Below are 19,605 nucleotides of genomic sequence, written 5' to 3'. Positions count from 1 at the left end.
GAAACACAATGGCATCTGTGACTTTCGACGAGGCCACGCGCCTCTACCCGGGCGGCACCCGCCCGGCCGTCGACAAGCTCAACCTCGAGGTCGGAGACGGAGAGTTCCTCGTCCTGGTCGGCCCCTCCGGTTGCGGTAAGTCCACCTCCCTCCGCATGCTCGCGGGCCTCGAAGAGGTCAACGCCGGACGCATCCTCATCGGTGACCGCGACGTCACCGACGTGCCGCCGAAGGACCGCGACATCGCGATGGTGTTCCAGAACTACGCGCTGTACCCGCACATGACCGTCGCCGAGAACATGGGCTTCGCGCTCAAGATCGCCGGTGTCGGCAAGGAGGAGCGGGCGTCCCGCGTGCTCGAGGCTGCGAAGCTCCTCGACCTCGAGCAGTACCTGACCCGCAAGCCCAAGGCCCTCTCGGGTGGTCAGCGTCAGCGTGTCGCCATGGGTCGCGCGATCGTGCGTCAGCCCCAGGTGTTCCTCATGGACGAGCCGCTGTCGAACCTCGACGCCAAGCTGCGCGTGCAGACGCGTACGCAGATCGCGTCGCTGCAGCGCCGCCTCGGCGTCACCACGGTCTACGTCACCCACGACCAGACCGAGGCTCTGACCATGGGTGACCGCATCGCCGTGCTGAAGGACGGCCTGCTCCAGCAGGTCGGCTCGCCGCGCGACCTGTACGAGAAGCCGAACAACGTGTTCGTCGCCGGCTTCATCGGCTCGCCCGCCATGAACCTGTTCTCGGCCGACCTGGCCGACGGCGGTGTGCAGTTCGGCACCGAGGTCGTCCCGCTCGATCGCGACACGGTCGGCCGCGCGACGGGCTCGCAGGTCACCGTGGGTGTGCGCCCCGAGGACATCACGGTCGGTCCGGCCGACGGCAGGGGCCTCTCGGTCGTCGTCGACCTCGTCGAGGAGCTCGGCGCCGACGGCTACCTCTACGGCCACACCGACATCAACGGCAAGCGCACCGACCTCGTCGCGCGTGTCGACGGCCGCAACCACCCGAACGCGGGCGAGACCGTGACCCTGGCCGCCAACCCCGGCCACGTGCACGCCTTCGACCTCGAGACGGGCGACCGCCTGAACGACAAGCCGGTCGTCTCCGCCTGATCGGAACCGCTGACGCGGCGCGGGCTGACTTCGGTCGCCCGCGCCGCTTCCTTTTCCCGCACCTCCACCGCTTCGACAGGAGAGCCATGCCGCAGGCCCTGCGCATCACCGCGAGCTCGGTCGATCCGGGGCTCCTCGCGCTTCCGTGGTCGACTCCCCTCGGCGCGTGGCCCTCGGAGCACATCGTCTCGCTCCCGAAGGGGCTCTCGCGTCACCTCGTGCGGTTCGCCGACCTCTCCGGCAAGGTCGTCGCGGTCAAGGAGACGACCGAGGAGATGGCGCGCCGCGAGTACGAAATGCTCGGCAACCTCGCCCGCCTCGATGTGCCCTGTGTGAGCCGCGTCGCCGCGATCGCGGGCCGCAGCGATGTTTCGGGCGACCCCCTCCCCGCGGCACTCGTGACCTCTCATCTGCGCTTCTCGATGCCCTACCGCGCCCTGTTCACCCGGGTGCTCCGACCCGACACGGCCAACCGCCTCGTCGACGCCCTGGCCGTGCTGCTCGTGCGGCTGCACAACGTCGGCTTCTACTGGGGCGACGTGTCGCTGTCGAACACCCTCTTCCGGCGGGATGCCGGAGCCTTCGCCGCCTACCTCGTCGACGCCGAGACCGGCGAGCTGCACGAGGAGGGGCTCACCGACGGGCAACGGGCCTACGATCTCGATCTCGCCCGCACGAACATCGCCGGCGAGATCATGGATCTCGCGGCGGGCGGACGGCTCGAACGAGGAGTGGATGCCGTCGCGATCGCGGACGGCATCGTGTCGTCGTACCGGTCGCTGTGGGCCGAGCTGACCGCGCAGGAGTCGTTCTCCGCTGACGAGACCTGGCGGATCACCGAACGCGTGGAGCGGCTCAACGCGCTGGGCTTCGACATCGACGAGATGTCGATGTCGACGACCCCCGACGGGACCGTCGTGGAGATCCAGCCGAAGGTCGTGGATGCCGGACACCACCAGCGCCGCCTGATCCGCCTCACGGGTCTCGACGTCGAGGAGAACCAGGCGAGGCGGCTGCTGAACGACCTCGACGAGTTCCGCGCCCGCTCGACGAAGCAGTGGTCGGACGAGGAGATGTACGCCCACGAATGGCTCACCAGGGTGTTCGAGCCCGTGGTGCGCGCGATCCCCTACGAGCTGCGCGCCAAGCTCGAGCCGGCCGAGGTCTTCCACCAGGTGCTCGAGCATCGGTGGTACCTGTCGCAGGCACAGGGCCGCTCGGTGCCGCTCGCCGAGGTGCTCACGAGCTACATCAACGACGTGCTCCGCCACCGCCGCGACGAGGCGACGATCATGGGCCCGCCGACCGAGACCATGAGCCTGCCGGTCGTAACGGGGTCGACCGCCGTCGCCGACGACGACGAGATCGACTGGCGCGACCTGGTCTGAGGCGCGCCCCGATCAGTAGCCGACCGTGAACCGCTCGCGGTGGTGGTTGCCCTGCTCGATCTCGTCGACGACCGCGACCGCGAAGTCGGCGCCCGAGATGAACGACTGCCCTTCGGCATCCCGCACGAGTACGTCTCCGCCGTCACGGTAGCGACCGGTGCGCTCGCCCTCGGCCCAGGGCCCGAAGACCTCGGCCGGGTGGATGAAGAACCAGTCGAGCTCGGCATCCGACGATTCCAGCAGCGCGAGCGAGTCGATGCCGACCTGAGCCTCGTGCTTGTACTCCTCGGGGAAGTCGAGGTCGAACAGACGGGGCCCTCCCGGCGCGACGAGGCTGCCACCAGCGCCGCCGACGACCCCGAGGCGGGTCGACGTGTCGGCGAGTTCGGCGATGACGTTGCGCAGTGCCTCGAGCACCCGGTCGGTCATGTCGCCGCGCGGCGAGAGCGCCGACACGACGGCATCCGCTCCGTCGAACGCGTTGGCGAGCGAGGCGGCGTCGAGCGCCGACCCCTGCACGTACGACGCACCGTCGACCGGGTCGGACGGCGCGGAGCGGGAGATCGCGATGACGTCATGCCCGCGGCTCACCGCCTCCGTCACGATGTGCGTGCCGGCGTAGCCGGTTCCTCCGAGGACGACGATGCGGGCCATGGTGCTTCTCCCCTACTGGGCGTTGCGGATGGTGGAGACCTGGTAGAGCGCGACCGAGGTCGCGATGCCGGCGTTGAGCGACTCGGTCACCGCCGAGATCGGGATCGAGACGATCTGATCGCAGGTCTCGGCGACCAGGCGCGACAGGCCCTTGCCCTCGGACCCCGTGACGATCACGACCGGGCGGTCGGCGAGCTGCAGGTCGGGTAGAAGCACATCGCCGTCTCCGTCGAGGCCGAGCACGAACACGCCCTGCTTCTTGAACTCCTTGAGTTGCGTCGTGAGGTTCGAGGCGAGGGCCACGGGCACGCGCGCGGCCGCGCCGGCACTCGTCTTCCACGCCGCAGAGTTCACGCCGGCCGAGCGGCGCTGCGGCAGGATGATGCCATGACCGCCGAAAGCGCCGGTCGAACGGATGATCGCGCCCAGGTTCCGCGGGTCGGTGATGCCGTCGAGCGCCACGAAGAGCGGAACCTCGCCCTTGTCGATGACCTGCTCCAGGAGATCCTGGGGGTGCGCGTACTCGTACGGTGGGACCTTGATAGCGACGCCCTGGTGCACGCCGTCGAAGCCGGCCATGCGGTCGAGCTCCTGACGCGTGACCTCGAGAACCGGGATGCCGCGGTTCGTGGCGATCGACAGCATCTCTTTGACGCGGTCGTCCATCTCGACACGCTGAGCGATGTAGAACGCCGTCGCCGGGATCTTCGCCCGCAGCGCCTCGAGCACGGAGTTGCGACCGGTGACGGTCTCGGTGTCGGTCGTGTTGTCCTTGACGCGCGACGAACGGTTGGGGTTGCCGCCGGAGGCCTGGCGCCCGCCGGGCTTGCCTCGTCCCCCGGCGGCGGCGTAGCGCTCGGCCGCAGCCTTGCGCTTGCCTGCCGGGTGCCACGCGCGGTCCTCCGCCTTCGGAGTCGGTCCGCGTCCTTCGAGAGAGCTGCGGCCTTTACCGCCGGAGCCCTTGGTCGGGCCCTTCTTCTTGCCCTTGCCCGCTGAGGGGTTGCCTGGCTTAGCCATCGATACTCCAATGAGTTCCGGCCGGAGTGTCCTCCAGCGTGATTCCTGCGGCGGCGATCGCGTCACGGATGCGATCCGCCGCCGCCCAGTCCTTGTCAGCGCGGGCCTGCGCGCGCTGCGTGATCATCTCCTGCACGAGCGCGTCGAGCGCTGTCGCGTGCGCGGTGGACGCCGTCGACGCCGTCGACGGCACGAGCCCCAGCACCGAGGTCATCGCGAGCACCTCGCGAGCGGCGCCGAGTGCGGCATCCGTGTCTCCGGAGTCGAGCGCGGAGTTGCCGGCCCGCACGGTCTCGTGCAGCACCGCGAGCGCCTGCGGGACGCCGAGGTCGTCATCCATCGCCTCGGTGAACGCCGCCGGGATGCTCTGCGCGACCATGTACCCGATGCCGCCGCCCGCGATCCGGCCGACCCGCTGCACGAAGGCACCGATCCGGCCGAGAGCGGCCTCCGCCTCGCTCCACGACGACTCGGTGAGGTCGAGGCTCGAGCGGTAGTGGGCCGCGGCGAGCGCGTATCGCACGACGAGCGGATCGTGGTCCTTCATCACGTCGGCGGCGAGGGTGAAGTTCCCGAGCGACTTCGACATCTTCTGGCCGCCGACGGTCACGAGTCCGTTGTGCACCCAGTAGTTCGCGAAGCCGAGACCGGCCGCGGTCGACTGCGCCAGTTCGTTCTCATGGTGCGGGAATCGGAGGTCCAGACCCCCGCCGTGGATGTCGAACGAGTCTCCGAGGTAGCGGCGCGACATGGCCGAGCACTCGATGTGCCAGCCGGGTCGGCCCGCGCCCCAGGGCGACTGCCAGACGGCATCCGCCGGCTCGTCCAACTTGGCGCCCTTCCACAGCGCGAAGTCCTGGGGCGCTCGCTTGCCTCTGGGGTCCGCGTCCTCCGCGGCCTCCATCGCGTCGGCCGACTGATTCGTGAGCTCGCCGTAGGTCGGCCACGAGCGCACGTCGAAGTAGACGTCACCGGATCCGTCCGGAGCCGGGTAGGCATGGCCGCGCTCGATGAGGCTGGCGATCAACTCCTGCATCTGCGGCACGGAGGCCGTCGCCCGCGGCTCATACGTCGGCGACAGGATGCCGATCGCGGCGTACGCCCGGCTGAACTCCTGCTCCATCCGATACGCCAGCGCCCACCAGGGCTCGGCACCCGTCGCATTCGCGAGCACCTTGTCGTCGATGTCGGTGACATTGCGCACGAACGTGACGCGGCCGTGTCGGAGCTCGAGCCAGCGACGCAGGAGGTCGAAGCTGAGGGCAGCGCGGACGTGCCCGATGTGGGGTCCCGACTGCACGGTGGGTCCGCACACGTACATCGTGATGTTCTCGGGATCGAGAGGCACGAAATCACGCAGCCGCTGTTCGCGGGTGTCGTAGAGGCGCAGAGTCACCGGACAAGCCTACCGGGCGGGCGAATCGCGAACCCGGGAGCTCGACCCGATTCGCGGACGGCGTCCCGTTTCGCTGACGGAGTGGGGCAAACCGTCCGCGGATCGGGACGCGGTCCGCCAAACGGGCTGCGCGTTCAATCGACGGCGAGCACCTGTCCGGTCTGCACCCCGAGCACGCTCTTCGCGAAGGCCTGCCCGACCCGATACGACGAGACGGGGACGAAACCGGGGAACGACGAGTGGTACGACGGGGCGTCCTCGAGCACCGACGGGCTGACCGCGTTGATGCGGATCCCCCTCGGCAGCTCGGTCGCGGCGGCGAGGACGAAGGATTCGAGCGCGCCGTTGACGAGCGATGCGGCGGCGCCCGTCGCGATGGGCTCCCTGGCGAGGATGCCGGAGGTCAGGGTGAAGGACCCGCCGTCGCGGACGAAGGGCGTGCCGATCCGAACCACGTCGAGCTGGGCGAGCACCTTGCTGCGGAAAGCCGACTCGTAGTCGTCCCTGCTCAGCTCGGCGAGCGGGCGGAACGGAACGCTCCCGAGCGCGACGACCACCGCATCCACGTCGCCGACCTCGGCGAACAGGCGCTCGATGGATGCCGGGTCTGTCGCGTCGACCGGGCGGTCGCCGCTGCGCGACGCCTCGACGATGTCGTGGCCGTCGAGGGCGGCGAGGACGGTGCGGCCGACCGCTCCGTGTGCTCCGATGACGAGGACCTTCATCATGACTCCTTCTCGGCCTGACGGCCGTCGCTGTGGATCATGGCGATCGCGGTGACCGAGATGCCTTCGCCGCGTCCGGTGAATCCGAGCCCGTCGGTGGTCGTGGCCGTGATCGACACGGGAGCGCCGCCGAGAGCGGCAGAGAGAGCTCCTTCGGCCTCGATGCGGCGGGCACTGAAACGCGGGCGGTTGCCCTGGAGTTGCGCCGAGACGTTGCCGATCGCGAAGCCGGCGTCGGCCAACAGCTCGCGCGTCCGCGCGAGGAAGACGGCGGCGTGGGCGCCGGCGTACTCCGGATGAGCCGTGCCGAAGTGCTCGCCGATGTCGCCGAGTCCGGCCGCTCCGAGGAGGGCATCGACGATGGCGTGCGCGACGGCGTCCCCGTCGCTGTGGCCGGAGAGCGGCTGCTCATCGGGCCACTCGAGTCCGGCGAGCCAGAGGCTCCCGTCGCCGCCGAACGCATGGACGTCGGTGCCGATGCCGACGCGCGACACCGGAGGGGGCGGGGAATCCGTGGTCGCACCTGTCGCCACCGTCCTCTCGGCGAGCAGATGCCGCGTGCGCTCGAGGTCGGCCGGGGTGGTGATCTTGAACGCCCGCGGGGACCCCGTGATATGCCGTACCGGGTGGCCGGCCGCCGCGAAGAGCGCGGCATCGTCTGTGTACTCGACGCCCTCGTCGAGCGCCCGCTCATAGGCGCTCTCGAGGAGCGCGCGCGGGAAGCCCTGCGGCGTCTGCGCGGCGGCGAGCTCGGAGCGGTCGATCGGCCCGACCACGGCATCTCCGTCCACGCGCTTGAGGGTGTCGACGACCGGGAGCGTCGGCAGGACGCCGGTCTCGGCGTCGACGGCATCGCGCACCGCGTCGATGACCTCGGGCGGAGTCAGAGCGCGAGCCGCGTCGTGCACGAGCACGGTCCGCACGTCGCCCCACAGCGCCGCGAGTCCGGCGGCGACCGACTGCTGGCGGGTGCCGCCCCCCGTGACGACGCGGCCGAGGTCGGAGCGGTCTCCCGCGGCTACGCGCAGTTCGGCCTCGGCGTCGCCCTCGAATCCCGCAGGCGCGACGACCACGACCTGAGCGGGGGCCGAGGCGAAGACTCCGTCGAGCGCATGGCGCAGGATCGAGTGCGCGTCGATCCCGACGAACGCCTTGGGAGCACCGCCGTCGAGGCGGGTGCCGGAGCCGGCGGCCACGACGATGATCGCGGTGTCCGGGACAGGTATCAGGGTCACGCCCTTCACGTTACCGGCGCGAAACGACGGAAGGCGGATGCCGAAGCATCCGCCTTCCGTCGAAGTGCGTCAGGAGGCGAGGACCTCGTCGAGCAATGCGCCCGCCTTGTCCTCGTCGATCTTCTCGGCCAGCGCGAGCTCGGAGATGAGGATCTGCCGGGCCTTGGCCAGCATCCGCTTCTCTCCGGCCGACAGGCCGCGATCCTGATCGCGGCGCCACAGGTCGCGCACGACCTCGCTCACCTTGATGACATCACCCGAAGCGAGCTTCTCGAGGTTCGCCTTGTAGCGGCGCGACCAGTTGGTCGGCTCCTCCGTGAACGGCGCGCGCAGGACCTCGAACACGTGGTCGAGGCCCTCCTTGCCGATCACATCGCGAACTCCCACGAGATCGACGTTCTCAGCGGGCACCTCGATGATGAGGTCCCCCTGGGTGACGTTGAGCTTCAGGTACTTCTTCGTCTCGCCCTTGATGATGCGCTCCTTGACCTCGATGATGGTCGCAGCGCCATGGTGCGGATAGACGACGGTCTCGCCAACCTCAAAAAGCATAAAAACGTGTCCTTTCGGCAACCTCAAGGATACCACAGGGGATATGCGCTAAGGTTCGCGCTCCCTGGTCCACGGCGGCCTCTCCGCATACGCATAGAATGGATGCGGATATCCCGCCGGACCTCAGGAGGACCCGTGAAATCGCGCCTTGTCGCGTCTGCCGCCATCAGCGCCCTCGTTCTGCTCGGCGCGACCGGCTGCACGTTCATCACGCCGCAGTCGACGAAGATCGAGTACTCCGCCTCCGACGGCGTGAACGTCTCCGACTCGGACGGCCCGCTCGACGTCCGCAACGCGTTCATCGTGGCGAACGAGGAGGGCACCGTGGGCAACTTCGTCGGCGCGGTCGTCAACCCGACCTCGGACAAGGCGACCCTGACGATCACGATCGCCGGCATCGATCCCTTCACTGTCACCGTGCCCGCGGGCAAGACGATCAGCTTCGGCTCGAAGGACGAGGACCCGCTGCGCATCGTCGGCCTCGACGCCAAGCCCGGCGCGACGGTCGAGGTGCACTTCCAGTCGGGCGACGGCGCCGGCACCAAGACCGAGGTGCCCGTACTCGACGGCACGCTCCCGTACTACGCCGACCTCGCGCCTGAGACGGCCTCGAGCACGCCGTCACCGACTCCGACCCCGAGCGACACGGCCGCACCCGCTCCCGAGGAGTGAGTCGTCCCCTGAACGTCCGAGAGGCCGGCACCCCGCGGGGTGCCGGCCTCTCGCTTTGCGCCGCTCAGCCTTCGAAACGGTAGCCGAGACCGCGCACGGTGACGAGCATGACGGGCTCGCCCGGGTTCTCCTCGATGCGCGAACGGATGCGCTTGATGTGGACGTCGAGCGTCTTGGTGTCGCCGAAGTAGTCGCTCCCCCAGACGCGGTCGATCAACTGCCCGCGAGTCAGCACACGCCCGGAGTTGCGCATGAGCACCTCGAGCAGCTCGAACTCCTTGAGCGGCATGTTGATCTGCTGTCCGGCGACCGAGACGGTGTGACGGTCGATGTCGAGGCTGACACGGCCGCCCTCGAGCACGCGCTCGTCGAGCTCGCTCTCGGCCTGCACGACCCGACGAAGCACCGCGCGCATGCGGGCGAGCAGCTCCCTCGACGAGTACGGCTTCGTGATGTAGTCGTCGGCGCCGAGCTCGAGACCTACCACGATGTCGACCTCGGAGTCCTTGGCCGTGAGCATGATGATCGGCACCGCAGAGGTCGAGCGGATCTGACGGCACACCTCGGTGCCCGGCATCCCCGGCAGCATGAGGTCGAGCAGCACGACATCGGCCCCGCGCTCGCGGAAGGCCGTGAGGGCGCCTGGTCCGTCCTCGGCGATCTCCACCTCGTAGCCCTCGCGGCGCAGCAGGTACGCGAGCGGGTCGGCGAGGTCGGGTTCGTCTTCGACGAGAAGGATGCGGGTCATTCGTTCTCTCCGTTCCGGACGCGGGCAGCGGCCTTGACAGCCTTGCGCTCGCGCTTCTTCTTGCTCTTCCTGCCCTGATCCAGTCCCGAAGGGGCATCGATCATGGGAAGCCTGATGGTGAAGGTCGATCCCCGGCCGGGTCTCGACCACAGCAGCACCTCGCCACCGTGTCGCTGCGTCGCGTGCTTGACGATCGACAGCCCGAGGCCGGTGCCGCCCGTGCGGCGCGATCGCGCCTCATCGGCGCGGTAGAACCGCTCGAAGATCCGCTCACGGTCGGCCTCGGCGATGCCGATGCCCTGGTCGGAGACGGCGATCTCGACGACCTCGCCGTCCGCCTTCACGCCGACGCCCACACGTGAACCGCGCGGCGAGTAGGCGATCGCGTTGGCGATGAGGTTCCCGAAGGCCTCGATGAGGATCTGCGAGTCGCCACGCACCCACACCCCTCGGTCGCCGCCGCGGGCGATCTCGACGCCGCCCGAATCGGCCTGTACGACGTGCGCCTCGATCGCCGATGCGAGCACCTCGTCGATCGACACCGGCCGCGCGTCGGAGAGCGCGTCGTCGGCCTGGAGACGGGAGAGGCTCATGATGCGCCCGGTGAGCTGGCCGAGGCGCGCCGCCTCGGCCGAGATCCGACTGGCGAAGTGACGCACCTGCGCGGGATCGTCCGATGCCGACTCGATCGCCTCGGCGAGCAGGGTGACGGCGCCCACCGGAGTCTTCAGCTCATGGCTCGTGTTCGCGACGAAGTCGCGGCGCATCTGGTCGAGGCGCTCCTGCTCGGTGACATCGCGGATCACGAGCAGCGACATACGCGGGCTGATGGCGCTGGCTCGCGCGGAGACGAGCCGCGGATCGAGGCTCAGACCGCCGCGCGTCAGCCTCAGCGACTCGGTGGCCGACGCCCCGTCCGCGCGCACGCTGCGCACGAGCTGGCGGAGCTCCGGATTCTCCAGGGGCGCCCCGACCTCGATGCCGAAGCGCGCGGCCGGCTTCGACGCGGCCAGCACGAGCCCCGAGGTGTCGACGACGCAGGCGGCGTCGTCCATGCTGCCCAGCACCGCGGTGGCGCCCTCCGGAACGACGAGTGACGTCTCGCTCTCGATGCGCGCCCTCGTGCGGTACGCCCATGCGACGACCAGCGAGAGCCCGACGCCCATCGCCAGACCGACGAACAGCGCGAACAGCGCGATCTGCGGCAGGGTCATGTCACCAGCGTAGAGTGCGTTCACCTGCCGATCGGCGGGTTCGCCCGCCCCTGAGCCGTCACGAGAACTACTATTCACGTGCTGGGCACCGTTCGTTAACCTTCGGGGCGGACAATCGCCTCGGGCCTGTGCGGGAGCGCGGTCCTCTCATGCGCGAACGACCCAGCCGTCTCGCGCTGGCACCTCAGCCGAGACCCGAATGAAAGGTTGCGCCTCCCATGCGCGAAGTCTTCCACCAGTCCCTCGAGGACCTGCAGTCCCGCCTCGTGGAGATCGCCGACCTCGTCACGGTCTCGATCGACAAGGCCACGCGTGCCTTCGCCACGAGCGACGTCGCCCTCGCCGAGGAGGTGATCGCCGACGACGCCAAGATCGACGAGCTGGCCGTCGCCCTCGACGAGCAGGCCATCGAGATCCTCGCCCGTCAGCAGCCGGTCGCCCGCGACCTGCGCATCGTCGTCTTCGCCCTGCGCGTGAGCGCGTCGCTCGAGCGCATGGGCGACATGTCCGAGCACATCGCCCAGCTCGCTCGCCTCCGCTTCCCCGAGCGCGCGATCCCGCGCGGTCTGAAGGGCACGTTCACCAAGATGGGCGAGCTCGACGTCGAGATCTCCCGCACGCTCACCGAGCTGCTGCGCACGCAGGACCTCCGTCTCGCCGACACGATCCGCAACACCGACGACGACATCGACGAGCTGCACGCCAGCGTCTTCGAAAAGGTGCTCAGCGACAACTGGAAGGGCGAAGCGACGGCGACCGTCGACGCCACCCTCGCCAGCCGTTACCACGAGCGCTTCGCGGACCACGCCGTCGCGGTCGCCAAGAAGGTCGTGTACCTCGCGACCGGCGACTGGCAGGTGCAGGAGGCGGACATCGCGATCGCGGTCGAGCAGCAGGAGCAGCTCGGGCACGCCTGACCAGGCACGGCGAAGGGGGCGGATGCTGTGACAGCATCCGCCCCCTTCGTCGTTCCCGCGTGTGGGGTTACTTCTTGCCCTGCGCGGCGACCGCGGCTGCGCCGGCGGCTGCGGCCTCGGGGTCGAGGTACCGGCCGGGACCGGTGGGCACGTTGTTCTCGTCGAGCTCGTAGACCAGCGGGATGCCGGTGGGGATGTTGAGCTCGGCGATGTCGGCGTCGCTGATGCCCTCGAGGTGCTTCACGAGACCGCGCAGCGAGTTGCCGTGGGCCGTGACGAGCACCGTCTTGCCCGCCTCGAGGTCGGGGACGATCGCTCCTTCCCAGTAGGGCAGCAGACGGTCGATCACGAGCTTGAGGGACTCGGTGCGGGGCACCTCGCCGTCGATACCGGCGTATCGCGGGTCGTTCACCTGGCTGAACTCGCTCTCGTCGTCGAGCACGGGCGGCGGCACGTCGAACGAACGGCGCCACAGCTGGAACTGCTCGGGGCCGAACTCCTCAAGCGTCTGCGCCTTGTCCTTGCCCTGCAGAGCTCCGTAGTGGCGCTCGTTGAGACGCCAGGAGCGGGCGACGGGGATCCACAGCCGGTCGGCGGCGTCGAGCGCGATGTTCGCCGTCTGGATCGCGCGGCTGAGCAGCGAGGTGTGCAGCACGTCGGGGAGGATGCCGGACTCGGCGAGCAGCTCCCCGCCACGACGGGCCTCGTTCCTGCCCTGCTCGTTGAGGCGGACGTCCACCCAGCCGGTGAAGAGGTTCAGTTCGTTCCACTCGCTCCGGCCGTGGCGGAGCAGGATCAGGGTGCGCGTCGCAGTCATGCCGCCAGTTTATCGGCGCGGGGTCTCGCGATGACGGCAGGAGTCGAACGTCCTCGCCCGCACTGGGAGGATGGGGATATGGCGTCCTCTCCCCTCGGCCGGCCCACGCGCGGCACAACGGGGACCAACCGACTGCGGCGCATCGACCGCTGGATCGCGGCGAGCGCGGCCCTCCGGCGGGCGGCCGATCCGCTGGTGGTGGACCTCGGCTTCGGGGCGAGCGGCGTCACGGCTTTCGAGCTCGCCGCACGCCTGCGACACGTCAGGCCCGACGCCGAGGTGCGCGGCCTCGAGCTCGACCCCGAGCGCGTCACGACGGCCGAGGCGCAGCTCGCGGAGGTACGCGCGGGCCGCACGCCCTTCCCCGCCGACCTGCGGGTGTCGTTCGGACGCGGCGGGTTCGAGGTGCCGCTGCCCGGCGGTCGCACGGCATCCGTCATCCGGGCCATGAACGTGCTGCGGCAGTACGACGAGTCCGACGTCCCGGATGCATGGAGCACGATGGCCTCCCGCCTCGCTCCGTCCGGCGTGCTCGTGGAGGGCACCTGTGACGAGATCGGGCGCATCGCGAGCTGGGTCGACGTGGATGCGACCGGCACGCCGCTCCGGTTCACGATCTCGCTCCGGCTGTCGGAGCTCGAGCACCCCGGCATCGTGGCCGAAAGGCTGCCGAAGGCGCTCATCCACCGGAACGTCCCCGGTGAACGGGTGCACCGGCTGCTCGTCGACCTGGACGGGGAATGGGACCGCGCGGCTGCCCTCTCGACGTTCGGTGCGACCCAGCGGTTCCTCGCCGCGGTGGCGGCGCTGCGCGCGCGCGGATGGCCGGTCGAGGGCGGCAGGTCGCGATGGCGGCTGGGCGAGCTGACCGTGCCGTGGGCGGCGATCGCGCCGCAGGACTGATCTCTCAGCCGGCGTTGCGCGGATCCGGGGCGCTGGGCCGGCGTGACAGGCGGGTCAAGCGCGGGATGTCGGCGGTCGCACCGGCATCCGCAGGGACGATGACCTGTTGCGCCGCCGCGATGTCACCGCCCGCGGTGCGCACGACGAGGTCGCCGACCGGTGCGCGGCGGGAGAGGATCGCGAGGGCGATCGGGCCGTCCTCGTGATGGCGGGCGACGGAGGTGATGTGCCCGACCTCGTCGTCCCCGACGAAGACCGGGTCTCCCGCAGCGGGGAGCACGGCGTCGCTGCCGTCGAGGTGCAGGGCCGCGAGTCGACGCGGGGGGTGGCCGAGGTTGTGCACCTTCGCCACGGTCTCCTGACCGCGGTAGCAGCCCTTGTTGAGGTGGACGGCGGTGCGGATCCAATCGGATTCGTGCGGCAGCGAGCGCTCGTCGACCTCCGCCGACCACCGCGGTCGCCACGCCGCGACGCGCAGCGCCTCGGCTGCGAGGAGTCCGGCGACCTCGTCGGGCTGCAGGGTGGCGGCGAGCGTCTCGGCGTCCTCGCGTGTCACGATCGCGACGCGCCAGGCCAGATCCGCACCCGGATGGCGGGGGACCTCGGAGTACTGGTGCCCGCCCGTGCTCACCGACTGCCACGGGTCGACCCACAGCAGCGGGATGCCGGCCGGGCGGGATGCGACGGAGAGCACGCGCTGCGCGGCGGCTCCGCCGTCGACGACTCCGAGCAGCGCGAGATCCTGCCGCACCTCGACGGTCGCCTGGGCGCGGAACTTCATGCGCTGCAGCCAGGTCGCGAGCGCGTCGGCGTCTCCGGCATCGGCGATGAGCCACGTCGAGACGCCGTCGTCGACGACCCCTGCAGCGTGCTCGACCCGACCCTGCGGATCGAGGACGAGAAGCTCGGTGCTCTCCCCCGGCGACAGCCGTCTGAGCGCCTGAGAGGTGATCGAGTCGAGCCAGCTCAGTCGCTCGGGGCCGCCGACCTCGATGACGGTTCGATCGTCGAGCGGCACGATCGCACCGCCGGCGGCGAGACGGCGCTGCTCGCGGAAGGCGTCGCCGAAGTGCGCGATACCCGCGTCACCCGCAACGGAACCTGCGATGTCGGCGAATCCGGACACGTCAGACCCTCGCCAGTCGCGCGGAGGCGTGCGAACGCAGCGGGGTGCCGAGAGCCGCGATGTCCCACGCCCAGAGCAGGTGACCGTCGACGAGGCCGTACATGCGCGACGCTCCGGCGTAGTCCTTGGCGCCCGCTGCGCGGACGACGGCATCCGTGCCGATGTCGATGCGCGGGCCGTTGATCTCGCCCAGGTACAGCTCGAGCATCCCGTCGGCGTGCGCGATCGAGACCTCGAGAGGGAAGCCACCGGAGGCTGCGCGCAACGCCTCCACGTCGTCGACGCCTCGTGCCACCGCGTCGTCGCGCGGCGGGAGCAGGCCTGGACCCGCGTCCGCGTCGGTCGCGGGTCGGCTGAGCCGCCAGAATCCGGACTCGGCGACGAGCGGGACCGACGCCGCATGATCGTCGCCGGTGAAGGTGGCGGTCGCGGCGTAATTGAGGAAGGGTCCGCCGTCGTGGCTGAAGCTCACGCGATGCGTGAACTCGCCCTGCAGCCGCTCGTCACCGACCGGGTAGTCGATGACCCCGGTACCCTCCCAGACGCCGATCAGCCATGCGAGGGGTGCGAGATCTGCGGGGAGGTCGACGGGCAGCTCGAGCATCGCGCTCAGCGCTGGCCGCGGAAGAGGTTGCGCAGCACGACGACCGAGACGAAGACGATCGCGAGGCTCGCAAGGCCCAGCAGGCCGATGTAGAAGAGTTCGAGAGCCATGAGGTCCATGACCTCCACACTACCCTCCGCGCGCGCTGGTGTCGCGCGATCAGGAGACGAGGGCTGCGAGGCCGAACCCGACCGAGATCACGCCCATCACGAGGAGCGCGCCGAGAACCCCGCCGGCGACCCGCAGGATGTACCCCTGCGTGCGTCCGTACCCGAGCTGGACGGCGAACGACAGCAGCACGACGCCGCCGAAGGCGACGACGAGCCACGGTACCCGCCACTCCTCCGGGACCAGGATGCCGATGGAGATCGACGCTGCGAAGGCGACCGCCCAGACCACGAGCACGCCGACGAACGCGTTCCTCGGTGCGAGCGCAGGTTCCGTCATGACTCCATTCTCACCCATCCACGCCCGGTATCATGGCCCCACGGCGTACCCCGCCGTCTGGAAGGAGTGCGTGTGGCCCAGGTGCTGGTGTTGACCAATGCTCCGACTGCGGAGCAGGTGCTTCCCGCCCTGGAACTGCTCAGCCACCGCGTGCGGCAGATCGCAGCCGAGCCGGCGCAGCTCGTGAGCGCTCCCGACTACGACGTCGTGATCGTCGACGGCCGCCAGGACCTCGTCGGTGCCAAGTCCCTGTGCCGCCTGCTGCGCGCCGCCGGACAGGACGCCCCTCTTCTGCTCGTCGTCACCGAGGGCGGCATGAGCGCGCTGTCCGGCGACTGGGGCATCGACGACGTGATGCTCGCCACCGCCGGGCCGGCCGAGACCGATGCGCGGGTGCGCCTCGCGCTCGCTCGGCGAGACGAGGTCGCCGAACCCAGCCGCGTGCAGGCATCGGGTGTCTCGATCGATGAGCAGTCCTATTCGGCCAAGCTGCACGGCCGACCCCTCGATCTCACCTACAAGGAGTTCCAGCTCCTGCACTTCCTCGCCACGCACCCGTCGCGGGTGTTCACCCGTGAGCAGCTGCTCAGCGAGGTGTGGGGGTACGACTACTTCGGCGGCACGCGAACGGTCGACGTGCACGTGCGGCGCCTCCGCGCCAAGCTCGGCGATCAGGAGCAGATCATCGGCACGGTGCGCAACGTGGGCTACCGCTTCAACGTGTACGACGACGAGACCGTCCCCGCGACCCGCTGAGCACGCGGGCCCGTTCACACGCGCGACACCTCGCGGTGCTTAGATGTACCCCATGATCGATCCCGCCCTCGCCGATGCCGGCCTCGGAGATGCCGAAGACGACGACTTCGATGCCATCGAGGCACCCGACTCCCAGCTGCCGGACCACCGGTACCTCGACCGTGAGCTGAGCTGGCTCGCGTTCAACCAGCGGGTGCTGGAGCTCGCGGAGGACCCGAGTCTGCCGGAGCTCGAGCGCGCGAACTTCCTCGCCATCTTCGCGAGCAACCTCGACGAGTTCTTCATGGTGCGCGTCGCCGGGCTGAAGCGACGCATCGTCACCGGTCTCGCCGTACCGACGAACATCGGCCGCTCCCCCGTCGATGCCCTCGCCGACATCTCCCGCGAGGCCCACGCCCTGCAGCTGCGCCATGCCGACGCCTGGACCTCCCTCGTTCGCCCGGCTCTGGCTGACGCCGGCATCGAGATCACCGAGTGGTCCGACCTGACCGACACCGAGCGCGAGGCGCTCTCGGAGTACTTCGGCGCGCAGGTCTTCCCGGTGCTGATGCCGCTCGCGGTCGACCCGGCGCACCCGTTCCCCTATATCTCGGGACTGTCGCTGAACCTCGCCATCCGCATCCGCAACGCCCGCACCGGCCGGCAGGAGTTCGCGCGTCTGAAGGTGCCGCCGATGCTGCCGCGCTTCGTGGAGGTCCCCGGGAGTGGCGAGATCAAGCGGTTCCTGCGCCTGGAGGAGCTCATCGCGAATCATCTCGGAGACCTGTTCCCCGGCATGGAGGTGCTCGACCACCACGCGTTCCGACTGACCCGCAACGAAGACGTCGAGATCGAGGAGGACGAGAGCGAGAACCTCATCCAGGCGCTCGAAGCGGAGCTGCTGCGCCGACGGTTCGGCCCGCCCATCCGCCTCGAGATCACGGATGACATGGACGAGGTCACGATGGACCTGCTCGCCCGCGAGCTCGACATCACCGACCAGGAGGTCTATCGCCTCCCCGGACCGCTCGACCTGCGCGGGCTGTTCGATCTGTCGCGCATCGACCGTCCGGACCTGCGCTACCCGCCGCACCTGCCGACGACACCGGTGGCGTTCCAGCCGGGCGGAAACGAGACGCGAGCCGACATCTTCAAAGCGATCCGCAAGTCCGACGTACTGGTGCATCACCCCTACGAGTCCTTCACGACCAGCGTCGTCGCCTTCCTCGAGCAGGCGGCACGCGATCCGCACGTGCTCGCCATCAAGCAGACCCTGTATCGGACGTCGGGCGACAGCCCGATCGTCCAGGCGCTGATCGACGCGGCGGAGGCCGGAAAGCAGGTGCTCGCGCTCGTCGAGGTCAAGGCGCGGTTCGATGAGGCGAACAACATCGTCTGGGCTCGCAAGCTCGAGAAGGCGGGCGTGCACGTCGTGTACGGGCTCGTCGGACTGAAGACCCACTGCAAGCTCGCGCTCGTGATCCGCGAGGAGGACGGCGTGCTGCGCCACTACTCCCACATCGGCACGGGCAACTACAACCCGAAGACCAGTCGCATCTACGAGGACTTCGGACTCTTCACGGCCGACGCCCAGGTCGGCAAGGACCTCACGCGTCTGTTCAACGAGTTGAGCGGCTATGCGATCGAGAAGAAGTTCAAACGGCTGCTCGTCGCGCCGCTTCACCTGCGAAAGGGCCTCGTCCGCCTGATCGACGCGGAACGCAAGCATGCCGAGGCGGGGAAGCCGGCGCACATCCGGATCAAGGTCAACTCGATGGTCGACGAGGAGATCATCGACGCCCTCTACCGTGCGAGCGCCGCCGGCGTGAAGGTCGACGTGTGGGTGCGTGGCATCTGCAGCCTGCGCACCGACCTCGAGGGCGTGAGCGAGAACATCACCGTCCGCAGCATCCTGGGTCGGTACCTGGAGCACTCCCGCATCTTCGCGTTCGACAACGACGGCGACCCGCAGGTGTACATCGGCAGCGCCGACATGATGCACCGCAATCTCGACCGACGCGTCGAGGCGCTCGTGCGCGTGACCGACGCGAATCACATGAAGGAGCTGCTGGCGTTCTTCGATCTCGCTCTGGCTCCCGGCACATCGTCGTGGCACCTCGGGCCGGAGGGGGTGTGGACGCGCCACGCCGAGGATGCCGACGGCAAGCCGCTCGTCGACCTGCAGGATAAGACGATGGGTTCCATCCAGCGACGCCGGCGCGCACGGGCGGCGCGATGACTCCGCAGCCCACGGCGCAGGCGACCCGTTCGAAGTGGACGGACAAGGCCGTGTACGCGGCCGGCGCCGTCGTGTGGCGTCTCGTCGACGACAAGCTGCACATCCTGCTGATCCACCGCACGAAGTACCGCGACGTGACCCTGCCCAAGGGCAAGGTCGATCCTGGCGAGATGCTCGCCGAGACCGCTGTGCGCGAGGTGCACGAGGAGACCGGGATCCGCGTCTCGCTCGGCGTGCCCGTCGGGGTGAGCCGCTACCACCTCCCGTCGAGCAAGCAGAAGGTCGTGCATTACTGGGCGGCCGAGGCCACCGATCGCGCGATCCGCGAATCGACGTTCGTGCCGAACAAGGAGATCGCCGCGCTCGAGTGGGTGCCGCTGAAGAAGGCGCGCGCCCGGCTCAGCTACCCGGTCGATCACGAGATCATCGACTTCTTCGCGAAGCTCGTGGACGACGGTGTCCTGCGGACCTTCCCGGTGATCGCGCTCCGGCACGCCAAGGCGCTGCACCGGTCGGAATGGGATGGCGCGGACGCGGCTCGCCCGCTCACGGAGCGGGGGCGCCGCCAGGCCGACTCGATCGTCGGCCCGCTACGAGCGTTCGGGGTGCGGCGCATCGTGACGAGCGACGCGGTGCGCTGCGTGCAGACCGTGAGGCCCCTCGCGAAATCCCTCGATCGCAAGTCCGTGAAGACCGCGAAGATCAGCCAGGACGCCTGGGAGGACGGCACCGACGACCTGAGATCCGTCGTCGGTCGACGCGTGCGCTCGGGTAAGCCCGCGGTCGTGTGCAGTCATGGGCCGGTACTGCCGGGCATCCTCTCCGAGATCGCCTTGGCGACCGGCACCATCCAGGGCTCGTACGTCAGCAGCGCCGCCGACCTCGAGCCGGGAGCGTTCTCGGTCGTGCACCTGTCGTCGTCGAACCCCGGGTCCGGGGTCATCGCGATCGAGACGCACAGCCCGAAGGTCTGACGCCGATCGCCCGACCGGCCGCGGAGAACGGGCGCCCGGATTCTCCGCATGATCACGGGGATCGTCTCCAGAGAGTCGTCGGTCGTTCACCTTCCGTTCACCTGCGCGGTCGAGTCTCGTTAACCGCCGC

General features: G+C 69.5%; 20 protein-coding genes. 8 read left to right on the top strand and 12 right to left on the bottom strand.

What is annotated here, in order from left to right; genetic code table 11:
• The first annotated feature begins 8 nt into the window (after nucleotides 1–8).
• Both M3195_RS10185 and M3195_RS10180 read left to right on the top strand, forming a co-directional pair.
• Complete coding sequence (locus M3195_RS10185) at nucleotides 9–1,112, top strand: ABC transporter ATP-binding protein (RefSeq protein WP_096714933.1); 1,104 nt, start codon at nucleotides 9–11, stop codon at nucleotides 1,110–1,112.
• Between the two features lie 86 nt (nucleotides 1,113–1,198).
• Nucleotides 1,199–2,500 (top strand): DUF4032 domain-containing protein, encoded by a 1,302-nt coding sequence (locus M3195_RS10180; RefSeq protein ID WP_251587104.1) that lies wholly within the window; start codon nucleotides 1,199–1,201, stop codon nucleotides 2,498–2,500.
• A gap of 12 nt (nucleotides 2,501–2,512) precedes the next feature.
• Here the strand turns inward: M3195_RS10180 and M3195_RS10175 are convergent, their stop codons facing one another.
• The 6 genes from M3195_RS10175 to M3195_RS10150 form a co-directional block, all read right to left on the bottom strand.
• Nucleotides 2,513–3,154 carry an NAD(P)-dependent oxidoreductase gene (locus M3195_RS10175; RefSeq protein ID WP_251587102.1) on the bottom strand — a complete coding sequence of 214 codons (642 nt, stop codon included), beginning with the start codon at nucleotides 3,152–3,154 and terminating at the stop codon, nucleotides 2,513–2,515.
• Nucleotides 3,155–3,166: 12 nt separating this feature from the next.
• Nucleotides 3,167–4,171 (bottom strand): 23S rRNA (guanosine(2251)-2'-O)-methyltransferase RlmB, encoded by a 1,005-nt coding sequence (gene rlmB, locus M3195_RS10170; protein WP_251587100.1) that lies wholly within the window; start codon nucleotides 4,169–4,171, stop codon nucleotides 3,167–3,169.
• Nucleotides 4,164–5,567: a cysteine--tRNA ligase gene (gene cysS, locus M3195_RS10165; RefSeq protein ID WP_251587098.1), complete on the bottom strand. Its 1,404-nt coding sequence runs from the start codon at nucleotides 5,565–5,567 to the stop codon at nucleotides 4,164–4,166. Before cysS ends, rlmB begins: the two co-directional genes overlap by 8 nt.
• A gap of 134 nt (nucleotides 5,568–5,701) precedes the next feature.
• Nucleotides 5,702–6,295 carry a short chain dehydrogenase gene (locus M3195_RS10160; protein WP_251587096.1) on the bottom strand — a complete coding sequence of 198 codons (594 nt, stop codon included), beginning with the start codon at nucleotides 6,293–6,295 and terminating at the stop codon, nucleotides 5,702–5,704.
• Nucleotides 6,292–7,527, bottom strand: a complete 1,236-nt coding sequence (gene ispD / locus M3195_RS10155; protein WP_251587094.1) for a 2-C-methyl-D-erythritol 4-phosphate cytidylyltransferase — start codon at nucleotides 7,525–7,527, stop codon at nucleotides 6,292–6,294. Before ispD ends, M3195_RS10160 begins: the two co-directional genes overlap by 4 nt.
• 69 nt (nucleotides 7,528–7,596) lie before the next feature.
• The gene (locus M3195_RS10150) at nucleotides 7,597–8,079 is read right to left on the bottom strand and encodes a CarD family transcriptional regulator (RefSeq protein WP_050722636.1); all 483 of its coding nucleotides are present in this window, start codon (nucleotides 8,077–8,079) and stop codon (nucleotides 7,597–7,599) included.
• 135 nt (nucleotides 8,080–8,214) lie between these two features.
• Between M3195_RS10150 and M3195_RS10145 the strand changes: the two genes are divergently transcribed.
• The gene (locus M3195_RS10145) at nucleotides 8,215–8,751 is read left to right on the top strand and encodes a DNA modification methylase (RefSeq protein ID WP_251587092.1); all 537 of its coding nucleotides are present in this window, start codon (nucleotides 8,215–8,217) and stop codon (nucleotides 8,749–8,751) included.
• Between the two features lie 64 nt (nucleotides 8,752–8,815).
• On the opposite strand, the gene M3195_RS10140 is transcribed toward M3195_RS10145, so the two are convergent.
• On the bottom strand, nucleotides 8,816–9,499 hold the full coding sequence (locus M3195_RS10140) for a response regulator transcription factor (RefSeq protein WP_096714925.1): 684 nt from the start codon (nucleotides 9,497–9,499) through the stop codon (nucleotides 8,816–8,818).
• Nucleotides 9,496–10,713 (bottom strand): sensor histidine kinase, encoded by a 1,218-nt coding sequence (locus M3195_RS10135; protein ID WP_251587090.1) that lies wholly within the window; start codon nucleotides 10,711–10,713, stop codon nucleotides 9,496–9,498. Before M3195_RS10135 ends, M3195_RS10140 begins: the two co-directional genes overlap by 4 nt.
• Before the next feature lie 218 nt (nucleotides 10,714–10,931).
• On the opposite strand from M3195_RS10135, the gene phoU reads away from it, so the two are divergent.
• Entirely contained in the window at nucleotides 10,932–11,630 is a 699-nt protein-coding gene (phoU, locus tag M3195_RS10130) for a phosphate signaling complex protein PhoU (RefSeq protein ID WP_251587088.1), read from the top strand.
• Between the two features lie 67 nt (nucleotides 11,631–11,697).
• Here the strand turns inward: phoU and M3195_RS10125 are convergent, their stop codons facing one another.
• The gene (locus tag M3195_RS10125; protein ID WP_251587086.1) at nucleotides 11,698–12,447 is read right to left on the bottom strand and encodes a phosphoglyceromutase; all 750 of its coding nucleotides are present in this window, start codon (nucleotides 12,445–12,447) and stop codon (nucleotides 11,698–11,700) included.
• A 78-nt stretch (nucleotides 12,448–12,525) separates the two neighbouring features.
• Between M3195_RS10125 and M3195_RS10120 the strand changes: the two genes are divergently transcribed.
• Entirely contained in the window at nucleotides 12,526–13,350 is an 825-nt protein-coding gene (locus tag M3195_RS10120) for a class I SAM-dependent methyltransferase (RefSeq protein ID WP_251587084.1), read from the top strand.
• A gap of 4 nt (nucleotides 13,351–13,354) precedes the next feature.
• On the opposite strand, the gene ygfZ is transcribed toward M3195_RS10120, so the two are convergent.
• The 3 genes from ygfZ to M3195_RS10105 all read right to left on the bottom strand — a co-directional run bounded on the left by ygfZ (nucleotide 13,355) and on the right by M3195_RS10105 (nucleotide 15,527).
• Nucleotides 13,355–14,476 carry a CAF17-like 4Fe-4S cluster assembly/insertion protein YgfZ gene (gene ygfZ, locus M3195_RS10115; protein ID WP_251587082.1) on the bottom strand — a complete coding sequence of 374 codons (1,122 nt, stop codon included), beginning with the start codon at nucleotides 14,474–14,476 and terminating at the stop codon, nucleotides 13,355–13,357.
• 1 nt (nucleotide 14,477) lies between these two features.
• Nucleotides 14,478–15,080: an FABP family protein gene (locus M3195_RS10110; protein ID WP_251587080.1), complete on the bottom strand. Its 603-nt coding sequence runs from the start codon at nucleotides 15,078–15,080 to the stop codon at nucleotides 14,478–14,480.
• 159 nt (nucleotides 15,081–15,239) lie between these two features.
• Entirely contained in the window at nucleotides 15,240–15,527 is a 288-nt protein-coding gene (locus M3195_RS10105) for a hypothetical protein (RefSeq protein ID WP_251587078.1), read from the bottom strand.
• Nucleotides 15,528–15,599: 72 nt separating this feature from the next.
• Here M3195_RS10105 and M3195_RS10100 point away from each other — a divergent pair, with 72 nt between their 5' ends.
• The 3 genes from M3195_RS10100 to M3195_RS10090 are packed head-to-tail and all read left to right on the top strand — an operon-like array spanning nucleotide 15,600 to nucleotide 19,475.
• Nucleotides 15,600–16,283 carry a winged helix-turn-helix transcriptional regulator gene (locus M3195_RS10100; RefSeq protein ID WP_251587077.1) on the top strand — a complete coding sequence of 228 codons (684 nt, stop codon included), beginning with the start codon at nucleotides 15,600–15,602 and terminating at the stop codon, nucleotides 16,281–16,283.
• 52 nt (nucleotides 16,284–16,335) lie between these two features.
• Nucleotides 16,336–18,501, top strand: coding sequence for an RNA degradosome polyphosphate kinase (locus M3195_RS10095; RefSeq protein WP_251587075.1), 2,166 nt, complete (start codon nucleotides 16,336–16,338; stop codon nucleotides 18,499–18,501).
• Entirely contained in the window at nucleotides 18,498–19,475 is a 978-nt protein-coding gene (locus M3195_RS10090; protein WP_251587073.1) for an NUDIX hydrolase, read from the top strand. Before M3195_RS10095 ends, M3195_RS10090 begins: the two co-directional genes overlap by 4 nt.
• The last annotated feature ends 130 nt before the right edge of the window (nucleotides 19,476–19,605 follow it).

Origin of the sequence: Microbacterium hydrocarbonoxydans (genome assembly GCF_023715885.1) — a bacterium.
Taxonomy (GTDB): Bacteria; Actinomycetota; Actinomycetes; order Actinomycetales; family Microbacteriaceae; genus Microbacterium; species Microbacterium hydrocarbonoxydans_C.
Note: the sequence above shows the minus strand (reverse complement) of the source record. Positions and strands in the feature narration are given on the sequence as shown.